Origin of the sequence: Nonomuraea guangzhouensis, assembly GCF_019396345.1 — a bacterium.
In the GTDB taxonomy this organism is placed as follows: domain Bacteria; phylum Actinomycetota; class Actinomycetes; order Streptosporangiales; family Streptosporangiaceae; genus Nonomuraea; species Nonomuraea guangzhouensis.
Map to the genome: position 1 here is coordinate 1 of NZ_JAHKRM010000004.1, position 16,157 is coordinate 16,157.

The following is a 16,157-nucleotide window of genomic DNA, read 5'->3' on the forward strand; positions in this document are numbered from 1 at the left end:
GGCCGCGGTCGCCGCCGCCGCCGACGGTCCCGCGTACCGTCTCGGGATCGCGTACGACGCCCGCGCCCGCGCGTTGTGCGGCCGCGACGACCTGGCCGGAGCCGCGGCGGCCGCCCGGATCGCCACCGAGCGGTTCGCCGAGAGCGGCGCCGTCGGCGAACGCGGCCTGGCTCATCAGCAGCTCGCCACCATCTTCGGCCGCATGGGAGACGTGGTGTCGTCCCGCGCGGAGATCGGCTGGGCCAAGGCCGCCTACCGGGAGTCGGGCGCCGACTGGCTCGCCGGTCAGCTGGCTCGGGTGGAGCGGCAGCTCGCCGCGCGCGGCCCCCGGCACACGGCGCGGAAGGCCGTCGGCCCGCCGGCGCTGACCGCGCGCGAGCGCCAGGTCGCTGAACTCGTCAGCCAGGGGTTGACCAACCGGGAAGTGGCCGAGCGTCTCCATCTCAGCCAGAAGACGGTGGAGACCCATGTGGCGCGCATTTTCAGCAAGTTCGACGTGCGTTCCCGGGTGGCGCTGACCAGACGGATGGCCGGCTGGAACCACCGATAGCCGTGACCTCTAGCGGCGTTCTCCCAGCAAGGAGGAGCTGAGCCCGTAGATGGCCGTGATCAGGTTGTCCCCCAGCCGGCGCCAGGACCGCTCCGCGGCCGCGTGGTCGGCTCGGCCGCTGGCCAGGTCGGCTTCCAGCTCGGCGCTCATGTGGACGATGAGCTGCCGGATCATCGCACCCTGCTGGACGACCAGCTCGCGATCCAGGTCAGGCCCGTACGGGTAACCGAGCTCTTCGATGCGGCGGAACGAGGGCATCTTCAGGTGCGCCTGGATCGTGTACTCGCGCAGGGTGGGCTCCACCACGGTCTGCGCGAGGAAGCGGCCGTACCAGGACGGTGTGCCCAGGTCGATGTGATGTTCGATGCTCGGCTGGACGACGCAGGTGATCCAGTCCCGGAGGGACAGCGCGCCCGGCTCGCCGAGCGCGGCCACCATCGAGATGCGGTGCTTCTCGATGGCGGCCATGTGGCGGTCCAGGATCGCGTGGATGAGATCGTCGCGGGTGCTGAAGTGATACTGCACCACCGACTTGTTGCGCTGGCCCGCCTCCTCGCCGATCCTCCTGATCGACACGTTCGCGAACCCGTGCTCCGCGTAGAGCCGCTCCGCGGTGTGCATCAGCTTGTCCCTGGCGAGCGCGGAGCGGGGGGAGATCGTGGCGGCCGTCTCGGAGAGTGTCATCCAGCACTGACCTTCATGACCGTTCCTGACCTCGTTCTAGTTCACCGCGCTCTGGCGGCGGCATCAGCCGCCACCGGGGCCAGGTTACCCGCATCGCGCCGACCAGGGATGAACGCGGCGATCAGGAACGCGGCCAGCGCGGCGCCGCAGCCGATGAGCATGGCGACCCGGAAGCCGCTGAGCGACGGCAGCTCGACGGGGCCGAAGCGGGTGACCATGTCGGCCAGCACGACCGAGATCACCGCGCTGGAGGTGGAGGTGCCGATCGACCGCATGAGGGCGTTCAGCCCGTTGGCGGCGCCGGTCTCCGACGCGGGCACCGCCGACATGATCAGCGCGGGCATGGCGGCGTACGCGATGCCGACCCCGGCGCTGATGACGCAGGTGAACACGATGATCTGCCAGACCGCGCCGATGAGCACGACGCCCAGGCCGTACCCGATGGCGATCACCAACGCGCCCGCCATCAGCGACACCTTCGGGCCCCGCGCGGCCGACAGGCGCGCCGCGAACGGCGAGATGGCCATCATCACCAGCCCGCCCGGCGCCATGCACAGACCGATCACCAGCAACGACTGGCCGAGACCGTAGCCCGTGGCCTTCGGCATCCCGAGCACCTGCGGCAGCACCAGCGACATCGCGAACATCGAGAAGCCGGCCATGACGGAGGCGAGGTTCGTCAGCAGCACCCGGCGGCCGACGGTGATCCGCAGGTCCACCAGCGGTCGCGGCGACCGCAGCTCCCACCGGCCCCACAGCAGCAGGATGACCACGGCGGCGGCGAACAGCCCCAGAACGGTGCCGCTCGTCCACCCCCAGTCGCCGCCCTTGGAGATCGGCAGCAGCAGGCACACCAGTCCGGCCGACAACCCGACCGCGCCGAGCACGTCGAACCGGCCGCCGGAGCGCAGCGGCGACTCCGGCACCACGGCCACCACCAGAACGGCGACCACGGCACCGAGCCCCGCCGAGACCCAGAACAGCACGTGCCAGCCGATGTGCTCCGCGAGCAGCGCGGCACTGGGCAGACCCAGCGCGCCGCCCACGCCCAGCGAGGAGCTCATCAGCCCGATCGCCGAGCCGAGCTTCTCGGCGGGTAGTTCGTCACGCATGATGCTGATGCCCAGCGGGATGACACCGGCCGCCGCGCCCTGCAGGGCCCGGCCCACGATCATCGGGGTCAGCGAGTCACTGAGCGCGCAGACGACCGACCCGACCACCAGCAGCCCCAGGCAGAGCACCAGGATGCGCCGCTTGCCGAACATGTCACCCAGCCCCCCGAACACCGGGGTGGCCACGGCGCCGGCCAGCAGGGTGGCGGTGATGGCCCACGAGGTGTTCGACGGGGAGGCGTGCAGCAGCGTGGGGAGCTGCGGGATCAGCGGTATGACCAGGGTCTGCATGAGCGCGACCACGATGCCGGCGAACGCCAGCACCGCCACTGTCAGGCCGCTGCTCGGCGCCTGTTTCTGGGTCCCGGGGACCACCGTCGTCATCGACGTCCTGTCTCGATCGTTGCGGTATGGGGTGCCCTCAATGACCACTCCCCCTTGCTCGCCGTACTCACGCGGTGATCTGCGGAATCATGCGGCGGCCAGGATAACCGTAAGGTGACCGCCTCAATCGAGTCAAGCAGTTGACTTAATCGAGGCGGTCACTCTACGGTGCTGCCACTACCGTGGGAAGGTGATGGTGACCACGACCAGGCCCGAGCGCGGCGGCGAGACCCGCGAGCTGCTCCTGACGACCGCCGAGCGGCTGTTCGCCGAGCACGGCGTGGCGGCCGTGTCCAGCCGGCAGATCAGCGAGGCGGCGGGGCAGGCCAACAACTCCGCGGTCGGATACCACATCGGCACGAAGACCGATGTCGTGCTCGCGATCGTCCGCCGGCACTCCGCGCCGATGGAGCGGCGCCGCGCCGAGATGCTCGCGACGCTCACCGAGGCGTCCGGCCTGCACGAATGGATCGCCTGCCTCGTACGCCCCGTCACCGGCCACCTCGCCGACCTGGGCAATCCGACCTGGTACGCCCGGTTCGCCGCCCAGATCACCACCGACCCCGCCCTCCGCCAGCTCGTCACCGACGAGACGACCGCCTCGCCGTCGCTGCGGCAGACCCTCGAGGGGATCTTCCTGCTCGTCCCCGCCCTGCCCGAGCAGGTACGACGCGAGCGCGGCGACATGATGCGGCACCTGCTGGTGCACATGTGCGCCGAGCGCGAACGCGCGCTGCACGAGGGCACGCCCACCCCGCACCCGACGTGGGACGCCGCCGCGACCGGGCTGATCGACGCGGTGACCGGGCTGTGGCTGGCCCCGGTCAGCGCGCCGGGGTCGCCCTGACGTCACTCCGACAGCTGGATGGCCAAGGTGGGGCAGGCCGCGGCGGCGGCGCGTACCGCCTCGTGCTGTTCCAGCGGTGGCGCCTCGTCCAGCACGATGACGACGCCGTCCTCCTCGCGCTGGTCGAAGACCTTGTCGGCCTTCATCACGCACAACCCGCTGGCGCAGCACAGGTCCTGGTCGGCGCTGACCTTCATGGTCACCACGTGACCCAGACGTCCTGCAGTCCGCCGGAGATCCCGCCGGTACGCAGCTGAAGGTCCTCGGGGGCGTCCCGGAGCTGCAGGCCCGGCAGCCGCCGGGCCAGGGTGCCCAGCACGACCTGGAGTTCCATCCTGGCCAGGGGCTGGCCGAGGCAGAAGTGCGGTCCGGCGCCGAAGGTGAGGTGCTGGTTGTTCTCCCGGCGCGGGTCGAACCGCTCGGGCTCGGGGAACTTGCGCGGGTCCCGGTTGGCGGAGGGCGTGTTGGGGATCACGGTCGTCCCCGCGGGCACCTCCACTCCGCTCACGTTCACGTCCTCGGTGATGAACCGGGGCACCCCGCCGATCGCGGACAGCGTGCTGTCCAGGCGGAGAACCTCCTCGACCGTGCCCGGGATCAGCTCGGGGTCGTCGATGACCGCCTCGAAGCGCTCGCGCTCGGAGAGCAGCATCGCCACCATGATCGCGATCATGTTGGAGGTCGTCTCATGCCCGGCGAGCAGCAGCCCGCGTACGGTGGCGATGAGCTCGGCATGGCTGAGCCGGCCGTCCTCGGCGTCGGAGATCTGCGTCAGCTCGCTGAGCAGGTCGTCTCCCGGGTTCGCCCGGTTCCGGTCGACCAGGTCGGAGACGTACTCGTTGAAGCCCTCGTACGCCTCGTCGACCTCCTCCTGGGTGTTACGCGTCAGAGTCAGCATGGTGCGCGACCAGTGAGCGAACTTGTCCTGATCCTCACTGGGCGCCCCGACCAGCGCGCAGATGACGCGCACCGGCAGCGGCAGCCCCAGCCCGGCCGACAGGTTCCCCGGAGACCCCTTGGCCACGAGGGAGTCCAGCAGTTCGTCGGTCATCGCCTGGATCCTGGGACGCCACACCTCCATCCGCCGGACCGTGAACGAGCGGCTGAGCAGCCGCCGCCACCGCAGGTGCCCCGGCCCGTCGCTGATGTCCTCGCTGCCCATCCTGCGCCGGCTGAACAGGCCGCCGTCCTTCGTGGTGGACAGCCGGGCGGCGCCCTCTCTGCGAAGGTTGCGACTGAAGCGCGGGTCCGCCATCACCGACCTGGCGTCGTCGTAGCGGGTCACCAGGGCGGCGGTGTCCCCACTGGGCAGCCGGACGTGCGCCACCGGGCACTGCTCACGGAGCTCGGCCAGCTCCGACGGAGGCTCCAGGGCCGTGGCCCGACCGAACGGGAAATCAGGGGTCGCCTCAGCAGTCATCGTGTCCTCCAGCTCGGGAACTTGACCCGACTCACCCTAAGTCGCCTGCCTTATTAAGGCAACCTCCTTGAAACCGACACGCCAAGCATGATCATGCCACCCAACCAAGCGAGATGTGCCGGATCGGCACGGGTGAGCGGGAGCGCAGGGTCAATCACAAAGGGTGATTGTTGATAACTTTAAGTAGTGTTAATGTGCGGGTGCCCATTCCACCCATCCGATGGAGGAGAGCCGTGTCCTTCGCCGTACCCGACGTTCTCGCCCGGAAATTCGACAAGAGATTCACCTTGTTCGACGCCGACGCCGACGATGTGCTCACCAAGGACGACTTCCAGACCGCGGCCACGAGATTCTTGGCGGCGTTCGGCGTACCGGCCGACTCCCCCAAGGGCCGGGACGTGCTGGCCGCCTACGCGAGCATGTGGAACGCCCTCATCCACAGCGCCGACGACGACAGCGACGGGCAGCTCACGCGCGCGGAGTTCACCGCCTACCTCGCCGGCGAGGAGTTCCGCACGAGCGGCTACGCGGCGACCGCCGGTCGGATCGCCGAGTCCGTCCTCATCGTCTGCGACACCGACGGCGACGGCCAGATCTCCTTCCAGGAGTTCGCCGCCATTCCCGGCATCTCCTCCCTGCCCGAGGCCGAGCGCCGCGCGGTGTTCGACCGGCTCGACACCGACGGCAGCGGGCAGCTCGACATCAGCGAGATCCACGCCGCACAGCGCGACTTCTACCACAGCACCGACCCGGACGCCCCCGGCAACCTGATCTTCGGCCGACTCTGAGGAGAAGACGTGGAGCACCCCCCGCAGCCCGACGGCCACTGCCGAGTCATCCGTTCCGCCCTGATGTACGAGGGCAAACAGCACCTCCAGTTCTTCGCCGGCATCGCCGCCGAGACCGTGGGCGCGCGCAACATCTGCATGCACCTGCAGACCATCCCGCCCGCCGGCAGCGGCCGAGCCCACAAGCACGACCACCACGAGACCGCCATCTACGTCATCAAGGGCGCCGTCGGCGCCTGGTACGGCGACGACCTGCAGCACTACCTCGAAGCACGCCAGGGGGAGTTCATCTACATCCCCGCCAGCACCCCGCACATGCCCGTGAACCTCAGTGACAGTCAGCCGGCCGAAGTGGTCCTCGCCCGCACCGACCCGCGCGAGCAGGAGAGCACGGTGCTCCTGCCCGACCTGGAGAGCCGGCGCCCCCTCCCGGCGGACTGACATGCCGATGCGGTGAAGGCCGGTCACGCCCGCGGGCAGGCGGCGAGCAGGGTTTCGACCTGGTCGCGCCCGCGGGCGTCGCTGTGCGGTGGGGTGGTCGCGTGGGAGCTAGTCTCGACAGATCGGAATGCGGCAGCGAAGGGACCCGATCATCGCCAACGACTACTTCCCCTCACCCGGGGACCAGCCGCGATCGGCGCGCCGTCGCGTGACCGAGTCGGCGATCCTGAGCAGCCACGATCAGAGCCGGGCCGACATCGCCCAGTGGACCTGCCCGCACGGGCAGCACGCCGGGCACGGGTGCGTCACATGCTACGAGCTCTCGGCCGACGCCGATCCGGCGTTGCCGCTCTGGGAGGTCGCCGTGTGGTTCACCTCGGCGCGGGCCATCCCGATCAGGGCGCTGCACGACGTGCACCGCCATGGCCGCCGCTTCGCGCTCGACCAGCCGTCGACTCCCCTGGTCTACCTCCTGAGCGGACAGATACGAGCCGGTCTGGGTTCGGAGGCGGTGGCGGGCCTGGTCGGGTTCCTGCTGCAGAACCAGCACATCGTCGACGAGTTCACCGTCACGGAGATCCGCGCCGTCCATTCCTGACGCCCGCGGCGCGAATTACGGGATAACCGGCTGGCTCTTATCCCCCATATGGCAGCGCCCGAGACGCCGCCGAGCGCATAATCGCGCCGGACTTATCCCACCGCGCTCGCACCCGTAACCCGCCGACGGGCACCCTCTCCGACCAGGAAAATGCCCCTTTCCGGGCCGCCTGACGAGCACCCGCTATAGAGCTCAGCCGTAATGCTGAAGCGGCAGAAATTCACTTGACAAGCTTGGACAATCCCCGCCGATCGCCTTTCCCTATCACGTGGCGCGCAAAGGGCGCATTCGCCCGCAAAAATCAAGGACATTACTCTTCCCAACCGGCGAATCCGTACTCAATATGTAAAAGTTCGTCGAATTCGCTTTCAGAAAGGAAGATCATGCAGCCACGCTCAAGGCACGCCGCAATCGTCTTAGCCACGTTGCTGGCCGTCTCGGGGATGAGCGCGACCGCCTCCACACAGGCGTCCGCCGCGGCGGAGAAGCCCTCCGCCCCGGCGACGGGGGTGGCGAACAAGGCCCGCGCCCAGAGCCTGCTCGACTTCTGGACCGAGGAACGCATGAAGGCGGCCACGCCGGAGCCGGTTCCGGTGATGGACGCCAAGCAGGTGCAGGAGCAGGTCGAGAACGTCCTGCCGGGCAAGGCCTCCGAGGGCTCGCTGCCCACGAGGAAGCTCAGCCCACCGGCCAGCCCGAAGACGGGCCTGCTGGCCGGCCAGCGCGCCGAACGCTGGGGGCGGCAGTACAGCATGCCGGCCATCACGATCGGCAAGATCTACTACACGCGCAACAACGGCACCGGCGGCTACTGCTCCGGCAGCGTCATCAACGCCAGCAACAGGAGCACGGTGTGGACGGCGGGCCACTGCATCCACGCCGGCGGCGGCGGCTCCGGCAACTACTTCAGCAACTTCATCTTCGTCCCCGACGCCGACAACAACCTCGAGCCGTGGGGCCGGTGGACCTGGAAGTACGCCAACACCACCGTCGGCTGGCAGAACAGCGGCAACCTGCACTACGACGTCGCCGCCATCGCGTTCAACTCGCAGGCCGCCCACGGCAACCTGCAGGACTGGACGGGCTCGCAGGGCTACAAGTTCAACCAGGGCCAGGCGTGGACCGGCGTCAACACCTTCGGTTTCCCGCAGGACGGCTACCAGCGCACCGACTTCTCCGGCAACGACCTGTGGTACTGCTTCGGCAACACCAGCCGCGTCGGCACCTTCGACGACCTGATCCAGATCAACTGCGACATGCACCACGGCGCCAGCGGCGGCCCCTGGCTGCAGGACCTGCAGCTGAGCCGGGGCTGGGGCTACATCATCGGCGCCTACAGCCACCGCGCCTTCGCCAACAACGCCCCCACCGACATCGTCGCGAAGTCGGCGAACCACGGTGACGGCGCCATCAACGTCTTCAACGACGTCTCCGTCCGCTGACCCCCTGATCCTGAGCGGGGAGCCGTGCGGGCTCCTCGCTCAGCCGGGGCTCGATCGCACCGCCTTGACATATTGACCTCAGGTCATTTACTAATGACCTGAGGTCAATAACCACGCACCCAGGGAGCGTAGATGTCAGAGGCGCACGACAGAGAAGTGTCCGGCTCTCAGCTGATCGGCAAGCTGCTCGACCAGGCGTCGAGAGCCGACCCGTACCCGATCTACGCCGAGCTCCGCGACCTCGGCGGACCGGTGTGGATCGAGGAGATGACGACCTTGGTGGTGGCCCGATACGGCGAGTGCGAGACCTTGCTGCGGGACCCGCGGCTCAGCGCGGAGCGCTGGCGGCGTGGCGGCGATCAGGCGGACCGCCTCTATCCCCCCGACGCGCCGTCCTCGGTGCACCAGCCCTGGTTCCTCTCCCAGGACGCACCGGACCATACGCGGTTGCGGCGGCTGGTCAGCAGCGCGTTCACCGCCCGCACCATCGCCCGGATGGAGCCGTACATCACCCAGTTGGTGGACGATCTCCTCGACCGGGCGTCAGAACGTGACACGTTCGACGTGCTCCACGACTTCGCCTACCCGCTGCCGGTGGCGGTGATCTGCCGCATGCTGGGCGTCCCGGTGGCGGACGAGCCGCTGTTCCAGGGGTGGTCCGCCCAGCTCACCCGCCTGGTGGACGGCCTGTCGAACGCCACCACCGACGGCGAGACGCCGGAGTGGGAACCAGGAATGACCGACATGCACAGGTACGTCAACGAGCTCATCGCCGAAAGGCGCACAAGCCCCCGCAAGGACGACCTGATCTCCGACCTCATCGCGGCCAAGGACGGCGGGGACGCGCTCAGCCACGACGAACTCGTCTCCACCATCGTGCTGCTGCTGGTGGCCGGCCACGAAACGACGGTCAACCTCATCGCCAACGGCGTGCTGGCCCTCCTACGGCACCCCCGCCACCTCACCGCGCTCAGCGCCGATCCGGACCTGGCGCCCGCGGTCGTCGAGGAGATTCTGCGCTATGACCCACCCGTCCAGCTCACCGCCCGGATAGCCGCCGAGGACATGCGCATCGGAGAGGTGGACGTCCCCAAACTCAGCATGATCATCCTCCTGCTGGCCTCGGCCCAACGGGACCCGGAGGCGAATCCAGACCCGGACAGCTTCGACCCGCACCGCACCCAGGCGCGTAACCTGGCCTTCGGTTTCGGCCCGCACTTCTGCCTCGGCGCGCCGCTGGCCAGGCTCGAAGGCCGCCTGGCCATGGCCGGATTCGCCCGACGCGTCCAGAACCCCCGGCTCATCGCCGACCCACCGCCGTACCGCGAACACCTCAACCTGCGCGGAGTCAGCGAACTCCCCATCGCGCACGTGACTCGCACGTTCCGTTAGCCTGTCGCCGTGGTCACTTCCAGGAGTCGCCGGCGGCTTTCCCCCGAGGCCAGACGCGGTGAGCTGATCGACGCCGCCGTCCGGCTCCTGGAGTCCGGCCAGGAAGTGACCAACTGGGTCCAGGCCGTGACGGCTGAAGCAGGCTCGGCCAAGGGCACCTTCTACGTCTACTTCGCCTCCTGGGAAGAGATGCTGGTCGCCGTCCGGGACCGGGTCCTGCGCGACTACGTGGACCGGTTCCACCACATCGCCGAAAGCACCGACCCGATCGACTGGTGGGCCACCGTCGACGCCGAATGCGATGCCGCCCTCGACTCCATCGCCCAGCCCGGCGGCCTGCACCAGGCCGTCTTTCACGCGGCCGTCGGCCCTCCCGTCGACGACCGCCTCGACATCATCACCGCCATAGCGAGGGCGCTGGACCGCGGCATGGCAGAGGGCGTCTTCCGCCCCGTATCCGCCAAGATCGCGGCCACCTTCCTGTTCGCCATCCTGCACAGTGCCGGCGACGCGATCTCCGCCGGCGATCAACCCCAACCATGGCGCCAAGCCATCCGCGACCTCACCCGCCACTGGCTCGCTCCGCAACCGACCGGCGAAGACACCAAGTAGGCGTCAACCTCTGTGCAAGCGGGTGTCGTTAACGTCCGGGTATGTCACGACGATGGTTTTTCGGTGCGGGCGCGGCGACCGCGGTCGCCGCACTGCTGGTCACATCCTCTCCGGCGAGCGCGAACACGAACGCGACAGCCCCGGCGGCCAGTCCGGCGAAGGTGTCCAACGCGTTGTTCCACGCATGGCTGCGGCGCGACCGCGCGGCGGCCGCGAAGGTGGCCACGCCTTCGGCGGTCAAGTCGATCTTCTCGTACGTCTACCGCGCACCCGACGAGTTCGCCGGCTGTTCGGGCAACGCCTGCCGGTTCATCCACACCAGCGTCCGGGTGCCGGGCGGGCTCAACGGCCTGCTCATGATCGTCTCCGGGTCGAAGGTGACCACGGTCTACCAGTCGCGCCTCGTGACCAAGCCGGCGGTGGCCGCCAAGCACCTGCTCACGGCGTGGCAGAAGGGCGACCGCAACCTCGGCCTCGAGGTCGCCACCCAGAAGGTGGTCGCCAGGCTCTTCCGCACCAAGTACGACCCCAAGGGCGTGACGTACTACTTCCAGGGCTGCACGAAGGAGACGAAGGGCTATTCCTGCGCCTATTCCTACGACGGCGGCGCCCTGCTGATGCACCTCAAGGGCTCGGTCAACCGGGGGTACGACGTCCAGTCGATCAGCTACCTCGCCGACTGACGCCCTTCGACCTCGGGGGGTCACAGGGCGATCGGCAGGCTCCGGTCCAGGCCGGAAACGTGCAGGAGGCTGATCATGTGCGGGCGGGGACCGGCCAGGACGAGCGTGACGCCCTGCGCCCGGGCGCGGTGCTGGATGCCGACCAGGATGCCCAGGCCGACGGTGTCGCAGAACGAGACTCCCGACAGGTCGATGACGAGCGTGCTGGTGCTCGTCAGCAGGGCGGCCATCAGGCCTTGGCGCAGCGCGTTGCTGGTGAAGATGTCGATCTCGCCGGCCAGGTGGACCGTGGTCCGGGCTGATGTTCCGCCGACCCTGGGAAGCGGGATGGCGTGGGTGATGGTCATGGTATTCCCCCAGGCGATTTTACCGCGCTTCGAGTCAGGTATCCGGAATGAGATGCCTCAGAAATCCTCACCTTTCCGGAAATGCAGGCCATCAATGGCCAGGGTGAGCAGCCGGTCCGCCTCGGCCGTGCCGTCGGATTCCTGTTCGACGGCCAGGGAGATGGCGTTGACGAGTTTGAGCAGATCGGCGATGGCGACGTCGGGGCGTACGGCGCCCGCCCGGCGCGCGCTCACCAGAAGTTCGTCGCCGGCGGTCACGATCATGGTGTGACAGGTGGCACCCCAGGCCGGGTCGCCCTCGCCGGCGCCGCGGATCAGTGACGCCGCCAGCCCACGGTTGCCGGTGGCGTGCGCGGCGACGGCACGGAGCCAGGCGACCAGCGCGGGCCCGGGGTCGAGGTCGGTGGCCAGGTCGCGCGCCTTCGCGCAGAGGCCGGCCACCCGGTCCCGGAAGACGGCCTCCAACAGCGCCTGACGCGACGGGAAGTGCCGGTGCAAGGTGGCCGAGCCGACCCCGGCGCGCCGGGCGATCTCCTCCAGGGAGGCCTCGGCCCCGTACTCGGCGATGGCGGTTTCGGCCGCGGCGAGGATCCGGTCGTGGTTGCGGCGCGCGTCAGCGCGGGGCGACCGCCCGGTGCCGGGGTGGGACACGGGTTCCTCCAGCGGGTTGCCAAATGGGGTGGTCCTCCATATTGTAACGCCGCAGAAGCGGGGGCCCACCCCGCTTCAAGGTGAGGAGAGATTGTGAACAAGTCCATCCTGGTGGTGGGGGCGACCGGCCTGCAGGGCCGCGCGGTGACGAAGCGGCTGCTCGCCGACGGCTGGCGGGTCCGGGCGCTGACCCGAGACCCGGACGCCGCACCGGCGCGGGCCCTGGAGGCGGCCGGCGCGCGGACCGTGTTCGGCGACATGGAGGACGTCGCCACCTTGATCGCGGCGGCCGAGGGCGCCTACGGCGTGTTCAGCGTCCAGCCCACCGTCGGCTCCCCCGGCACCGCGCCGGGCTTCGCCGCGGATGACGAGGTCCGCTGGGGCGTCAACGTCGCCGAAGCCGCGCACGCGGCCGGCGTCCGGCACTTCGTCTTCACCTCGGTCGCCGGCGCGGGCCGGCACGACAGCGAGGTACTGCCGCTGAACGTGGCGAGCAAATGGCGGATCGAACAGCACATCACCAAGCTCGGCCTGCCCGCGACGATCCTGCGGCCGGTCTCCTTCATGGAGAACTACACCGGCGGATACCACCTGCGCGACGGCACCTTGGCGACCGCGTTCGACCCCGGCGTCAGGCAGCAGGTCATCGCCGTGGACGACCTCGGCCTGTTCACCGCGCGGGCCTTCGCTGGGCCGCGGGAGTGGCTCGGCCGCACGATCGACCTGGCCGGCGACGAACTGACCCCGATCGAGATCGCCGCGGCCATCGCCGAGGCGATCGGGCGGCCCCTGCCGAACGTCCAGCTCCCGATCGAGGTGATCAGGCAGGCCGGCGAGGATTTCGCGTACGCCTACGAGTGGCTCAACGAACGCGGCTACCGAGCCGACGTCTCCCTCGCCCGCCGGCTGCACCCCGGGCTGATGGACTTCCGCACCTGGCTCGCCCGCACCGGCGCGGCGCGGATCGTGGCGTTCCTGGACGCGCCGCGCGCCGGCTGAAGGTCACTTGCCGAACCCGGCCATCAGGCCGCTGAGGAGCTGGCGGCGGCCCACCACGTACAGGGTCAGGATCGGCAGGGTGGTGAGGACGACCGAGGCGAGCACCGCCGGCACGTTGATGCTGTACTGGCCCTGGAAGGACCAGAGGGCCAGCGGCAGGGTCCGCTTGTCCGGGCTCTGCGTGAGGATCAGCGGCAGCAGGAAGTTGTTCCAGATCGTCAGTGCGTTGTAGATCGTCACCGTCACCACGGCCGGGCGGGACAGCGGGAACGCCAGGCGCCAGAGTGTCCCCCACTCGGTGGCACCGTCCAGCCGCATCGACTCGAACAACTCCTTGGGGACGTCCCGGATGAAGTTGGACAGGACCAGCACCGACAGCGGGATCGCGAAGGCGATCGACGGCAGGATCATCGCCAGCAGCGTGTCATAGAGGTGCAGCCGGATGATGATCAGATAGATCGGGATGACCGTCGCCTGCAGGGGGATGGCCAGGCCCATGAGGAACAGGGAGTTCACCGACCGCAGATACCGGCCGGAGCCGCCCCGCACGATCGCGAAGGCCGCCATGAAGGAGACGGTGACCGCGGGGACCACCGCGCCGATGGTGACGACGAGGCTGTTGACGAAGTACTGCACGAAGTCGGCCTCGATGACCATCCGGTAGCTGGCCAGCGTCGGCTCCGCCGGCGGCGCCAGCGGGTTGGTCGCGTAGTAGTTGCTCTGGGTCTTGAAGCTGGTGATGACGATCCAGTAGATGGGCACCACCACGATCACCAGCCAGAGCCACCCGGTCAGGCCGCCCAGCCAGTTCCAGTGACGGGCGACCGTGCGGCGTTCGTTCCGGGGCTGCTGGGCGCGGGTCCGCGCAGAGCGAGTTGTCAGGGTCGTCCCCATGTCAGGCCCCTTCCAACTGGCTGGTGTCGGACCTGCCGCCGCCGATCCGGCGGAGCAACAGCGAGAGGACGAGGCCCACGAAGACGAGGATGAGGGCGATCGCGCTGGCCGGGCCCATGAGGTTGGCCTGGAAGCCCCGTTTGTACATGTCCAGGGCGAGCACCCGGGTGGCGTCGCCCGGACCGCCCGCGGTCAGCACGAAGATCAGGTCGAAGAAGGTCAGCGAGCCGACGACCACGAGGGTCGAGGACGTGATCATCGTGTACTTCAGCTGCGGCAGGGTGATGCTGAAGAACTTGCGGATCCGCCCTGCGCCGTCCAGCTCCGCGGCCTCGTACATCGAGCGCGGGATCTGCCGTACGCCGCCCTGATAGATCAGCGAGTGGAACGGGATGAACTGCCAGGACACCACGAAGACCACCACGCCGACGGCGAGGCCGGGCCTGCCGAGCCAGTCCTGGGTGAGCAGCCCGAACTTCAGGCCGGCGCCGAGTCCGAAGTTCGGGTCGAGCAGCGCCTTGTACGTGATCGCGATGGCCGCCGAGCTGAGCAGGAGCGGGATGAAGTACAGCACCGACAGCAGCGCGCGGTAGCGCTGGGCGCCGGCCAGGAACACCCCGAGCAGGATGCTCGCCGGTGTCTGCACCAACCAGGACAGGGCCATGATCAGGAACGTCACGAACAGCGCGTGCGGCAGGCCGGGGTCGGCGAGGACGGCCTGCCAGCTGGTGAAGCCCGAGAAGTGGATGTCGCCGATCCCGTCCCAGGTGGTGAAGCTGAGCGCGAGGACCCCGATCAGCGGGATGACCCCGAAACCGACGAAGAACACCAAGGCCGGCACGGTCAGCCACGCGAGGGACCCGTTGCTGGGCCCTCGCGTGTCGGCCTGCGGCGCCCCCCGCCCGTGGGAGGTCGGGAGCGCGGTCACTTGCCGATGACCGCGTTCATGTTCGTCGTGAACTGCTGCGGTGAGATCGACAGCTGGAACAGCTTGGCGATGTTGTCGAGCAGCACCTCGGCCGCCGTGGGGCTGAGCGCCTGGTCCCAGGACTGGGCGAACGTCTTGGCGTTGCTGGCGATGCCGTAGACGAACTTCAGCCACTCCGCGTCCTTGGAGGTGGTGAACGCGCTGTCGGCGCCCTTGACGATCGGCACCGAGCCGACGCCGACCCACGCCTTGACCTCCTCGTCCGAGAGCACCGAGGCGAAGAACTTCTTGGCGATCTCCTTCTGCTCCGGGCTCGCCTTGGCGGAGATCGACATGTACTGGCCGGGGTTGCCGACCGTGTCGCTGGGGTCGCCCTTACCGCCGTCGACCGGCGGGAAGTTCATGTAGCCGAGGCTGCCGCCGGAGACGAAGTCGCCGCCGTCGGCGGACATGCTCCCGTACGTCCAGCCGCCGTGGAGCATCATCGCGGCCTTACCGGTGTACAGCAGCGCCTGGTCGGCGTTGGAGTCCGCGGTGATCGAGGAGAAGCCCTTGATGAACCCGTTGGCCTTGATCAGGGCCTGCATCTTGGTCAGGGCGTCGATGGCGGCCGGGTTGGACCAGGCGTCCTTCTGACCGTCGAACACGTTCTGGAACACCTCGGAGCCGCCGATGCGGTCGAAGAGGAACTCCAGCCACATCATGTTCGTCCAGCGGGACTGCCCGCCCAGGGAGAACGGCGCGATGCCCTTGGCGTTGAACTTGGGCACCAGGTCCATGATGTCGCCCCAGGACTGGGGCGGCTGGGCGCCGATCTGCTCGAAGAGCTTCTTGTTGTAGTACAGGACGATCGGCTGCACGGTCTCGCACGGCATCGCGTAGATCTTGCCGTCCACCGTCGCGGCCCCGAACGAGGACGGGAACAGCCGGTCCTTGACCGCGGCGTTCTGCCCGAACCATGAGGTGAGGTCCTCGACCTGGCCGGCCTGTACGTAGCTGCGCAGACCGCCGCCGCCCCAGCCCCAGATGATGGTGGGCGCCTGGCCGGCGCCGATCGCCGTCTTGATCTTCGTCTTGAAGGCGTCGTTCTGGAAGGTCGTCCCGGTGATCTGGCCGTTGGGGTTGGCCTTGTTGAACCGCTCCATGGCGGCGGTGCGGATGCCTTCCTGCGGCTGCGTGGAGAGATACCAATAAGTGGCCTTGGTGCCACCACCACTGGCGCCCCCACCACCGGGGCGGGTCGGGCCGGAGCTGCCGCAGGCGGCGAGCGCGGCGCCCAGGGGCAGGCCCATCGAGAGGCTGAGGAAGGTGCGGCGAGAGGTGTTCCTGGACTCCACGCTGATCTCCGTACTCGAAGGCCGGGGGCTGCGCCGCGGCTCGTTGAT

At 68.9% G+C, this 16,157-nt stretch carries 19 protein-coding genes; 10 read left to right on the forward strand and 9 right to left on the reverse strand.

Going from position 1 to position 16,157, the window contains the following annotated elements; genetic code table 11:
- On the forward strand, positions 1-550 hold a 550-nt coding region (locus KME78_RS08165), incomplete at its 5' end, for a response regulator transcription factor (protein WP_219528192.1).
- 9 nt (positions 551-559) lie between these two features.
- Here the strand turns inward: KME78_RS08165 and KME78_RS08170 are convergent.
- Positions 560-1,234 carry a TetR/AcrR family transcriptional regulator gene (locus KME78_RS08170; RefSeq protein ID WP_219528193.1) on the reverse strand — a complete coding sequence of 225 codons (675 nt, stop codon included), beginning with the start codon at positions 1,232-1,234 and terminating at the stop codon, positions 560-562.
- A 41-nt stretch (positions 1,235-1,275) separates the two neighbouring features.
- On the reverse strand, positions 1,276-2,730 hold the full coding sequence (locus tag KME78_RS08175) for an MFS transporter (RefSeq protein ID WP_219528194.1): 1,455 nt from the start codon (positions 2,728-2,730) through the stop codon (positions 1,276-1,278).
- Between the two features lie 193 nt (positions 2,731-2,923).
- Between KME78_RS08175 and KME78_RS08180 the strand changes: the two genes are divergently transcribed.
- Entirely contained in the window at positions 2,924-3,577 is a 654-nt protein-coding gene (locus KME78_RS08180) for a TetR/AcrR family transcriptional regulator (protein WP_219528616.1), read from the forward strand.
- 2 nt (positions 3,578-3,579) lie between these two features.
- Here KME78_RS08180 and KME78_RS08185 read toward each other — a convergent pair whose 3' ends face one another.
- Together KME78_RS08185 and KME78_RS08190 are read right to left on the reverse strand one after the other, a co-directional pair.
- Positions 3,580-3,774, reverse strand: coding sequence for a ferredoxin (locus KME78_RS08185; RefSeq protein WP_219528195.1), 195 nt, complete (start codon positions 3,772-3,774; stop codon positions 3,580-3,582).
- A 2-nt stretch (positions 3,775-3,776) separates the two neighbouring features.
- Positions 3,777-4,997, reverse strand: coding sequence for a cytochrome P450 (locus KME78_RS08190; RefSeq protein ID WP_219528196.1), 1,221 nt, complete (start codon positions 4,995-4,997; stop codon positions 3,777-3,779).
- A 233-nt stretch (positions 4,998-5,230) separates the two neighbouring features.
- Between KME78_RS08190 and KME78_RS08195 the strand changes: the two genes are divergently transcribed.
- The 7 genes from KME78_RS08195 to KME78_RS08225 all read left to right on the forward strand — a co-directional run bounded on the left by KME78_RS08195 (position 5,231) and on the right by KME78_RS08225 (position 10,953).
- A complete protein-coding gene (locus KME78_RS08195; RefSeq protein ID WP_219528197.1) occupies positions 5,231-5,785 on the forward strand; it encodes an EF-hand domain-containing protein in 555 nt (184 codons plus the stop codon).
- Between the two features lie 9 nt (positions 5,786-5,794).
- A complete protein-coding gene (locus KME78_RS08200) occupies positions 5,795-6,226 on the forward strand; it encodes a cupin domain-containing protein (RefSeq protein ID WP_219528198.1) in 432 nt (143 codons plus the stop codon).
- Between the two features lie 127 nt (positions 6,227-6,353).
- Positions 6,354-6,824 (forward strand): hypothetical protein, encoded by a 471-nt coding sequence (locus tag KME78_RS08205; protein ID WP_219528199.1) that lies wholly within the window; start codon positions 6,354-6,356, stop codon positions 6,822-6,824.
- Positions 6,825-7,207: 383 nt separating this feature from the next.
- Positions 7,208-8,266, forward strand: a complete 1,059-nt coding sequence (locus KME78_RS08210) for a trypsin-like serine peptidase (RefSeq protein ID WP_219528200.1) — start codon at positions 7,208-7,210, stop codon at positions 8,264-8,266.
- 132 nt (positions 8,267-8,398) lie between these two features.
- Positions 8,399-9,658: a cytochrome P450 gene (locus tag KME78_RS08215; RefSeq protein WP_246650750.1), complete on the forward strand. Its 1,260-nt coding sequence runs from the start codon at positions 8,399-8,401 to the stop codon at positions 9,656-9,658.
- 9 nt (positions 9,659-9,667) lie between these two features.
- Positions 9,668-10,270, forward strand: coding sequence for a TetR/AcrR family transcriptional regulator (locus tag KME78_RS08220; protein WP_219528201.1), 603 nt, complete (start codon positions 9,668-9,670; stop codon positions 10,268-10,270).
- Positions 10,271-10,311: 41 nt separating this feature from the next.
- Positions 10,312-10,953 (forward strand): hypothetical protein, encoded by a 642-nt coding sequence (locus KME78_RS08225; RefSeq protein WP_219528202.1) that lies wholly within the window; start codon positions 10,312-10,314, stop codon positions 10,951-10,953.
- 20 nt (positions 10,954-10,973) lie between these two features.
- On the opposite strand, the gene KME78_RS08230 is transcribed toward KME78_RS08225, so the two are convergent.
- Positions 10,974-11,300, reverse strand: a complete 327-nt coding sequence (locus KME78_RS08230; RefSeq protein ID WP_219528203.1) for an STAS domain-containing protein — start codon at positions 11,298-11,300, stop codon at positions 10,974-10,976.
- Positions 11,301-11,357: 57 nt separating this feature from the next.
- Complete coding sequence (locus tag KME78_RS65990; RefSeq protein WP_219528204.1) at positions 11,358-11,951, reverse strand: TetR/AcrR family transcriptional regulator; 594 nt, start codon at positions 11,949-11,951, stop codon at positions 11,358-11,360.
- Between the two features lie 93 nt (positions 11,952-12,044).
- Here KME78_RS65990 and KME78_RS08240 point away from each other — a divergent pair, with 93 nt between their 5' ends.
- Positions 12,045-12,950 (forward strand): NmrA/HSCARG family protein, encoded by a 906-nt coding sequence (locus tag KME78_RS08240; RefSeq protein WP_219528205.1) that lies wholly within the window; start codon positions 12,045-12,047, stop codon positions 12,948-12,950.
- Between the two features lie 3 nt (positions 12,951-12,953).
- Here the strand turns inward: KME78_RS08240 and KME78_RS08245 are convergent, their stop codons facing one another.
- From KME78_RS08245 to KME78_RS08255, 3 genes are read right to left on the reverse strand one after another with little or no spacing between them, the layout of a single operon-like run.
- The gene (locus KME78_RS08245; RefSeq protein ID WP_219528206.1) at positions 12,954-13,844 is read right to left on the reverse strand and encodes a carbohydrate ABC transporter permease; all 891 of its coding nucleotides are present in this window, start codon (positions 13,842-13,844) and stop codon (positions 12,954-12,956) included.
- 1 nt (position 13,845) lies between these two features.
- A complete protein-coding gene (locus tag KME78_RS08250) occupies positions 13,846-14,772 on the reverse strand; it encodes a carbohydrate ABC transporter permease (RefSeq protein WP_308126847.1) in 927 nt (308 codons plus the stop codon).
- A complete protein-coding gene (locus KME78_RS08255) occupies positions 14,769-16,109 on the reverse strand; it encodes an extracellular solute-binding protein (protein ID WP_308126848.1) in 1,341 nt (446 codons plus the stop codon). The genes KME78_RS08250 and KME78_RS08255 overlap by 4 nt, the downstream gene beginning before the upstream one ends.
- Positions 16,110-16,157: the final 48 nt, after the last annotated feature.

Excerpts from the sequence above, each read along its gene's own strand:
- KME78_RS08170 (WP_219528193.1), bottom strand. The coding sequence starts at position 1,234 with ATGACACTCTCCGAGACGGCCGCCACGATCTCCCCCCGCTCCGCGCTC.
- KME78_RS08225 (WP_219528202.1), top strand. The coding sequence starts at position 10,312 with ATGTCACGACGATGGTTTTTCGGTGCGGGCGCGGCGACCGCGGTCGCC.
- KME78_RS08215 (WP_246650750.1), top strand. The coding sequence starts at position 8,399 with ATGTCAGAGGCGCACGACAGAGAAGTGTCCGGCTCTCAGCTGATCGGC.
- KME78_RS08205 (WP_219528199.1), top strand. The coding sequence starts at position 6,354 with ATGCGGCAGCGAAGGGACCCGATCATCGCCAACGACTACTTCCCCTCA.
- KME78_RS08180 (WP_219528616.1), top strand. The coding sequence starts at position 2,924 with ATGGTGACCACGACCAGGCCCGAGCGCGGCGGCGAGACCCGCGAGCTG.
- KME78_RS08245 (WP_219528206.1), bottom strand. The coding sequence starts at position 13,844 with ATGGGGACGACCCTGACAACTCGCTCTGCGCGGACCCGCGCCCAGCAG.
- KME78_RS08185 (WP_219528195.1), bottom strand. The coding sequence starts at position 3,774 with ATGAAGGTCAGCGCCGACCAGGACCTGTGCTGCGCCAGCGGGTTGTGC.
- KME78_RS08190 (WP_219528196.1), bottom strand. The coding sequence starts at position 4,997 with ATGACTGCTGAGGCGACCCCTGATTTCCCGTTCGGTCGGGCCACGGCC.
- KME78_RS08175 (WP_219528194.1), bottom strand. The coding sequence starts at position 2,730 with ATGACGACGGTGGTCCCCGGGACCCAGAAACAGGCGCCGAGCAGCGGC.
- KME78_RS08210 (WP_219528200.1), top strand. The coding sequence starts at position 7,208 with ATGCAGCCACGCTCAAGGCACGCCGCAATCGTCTTAGCCACGTTGCTG.
- KME78_RS08230 (WP_219528203.1), bottom strand. The coding sequence starts at position 11,300 with ATGACCATCACCCACGCCATCCCGCTTCCCAGGGTCGGCGGAACATCA.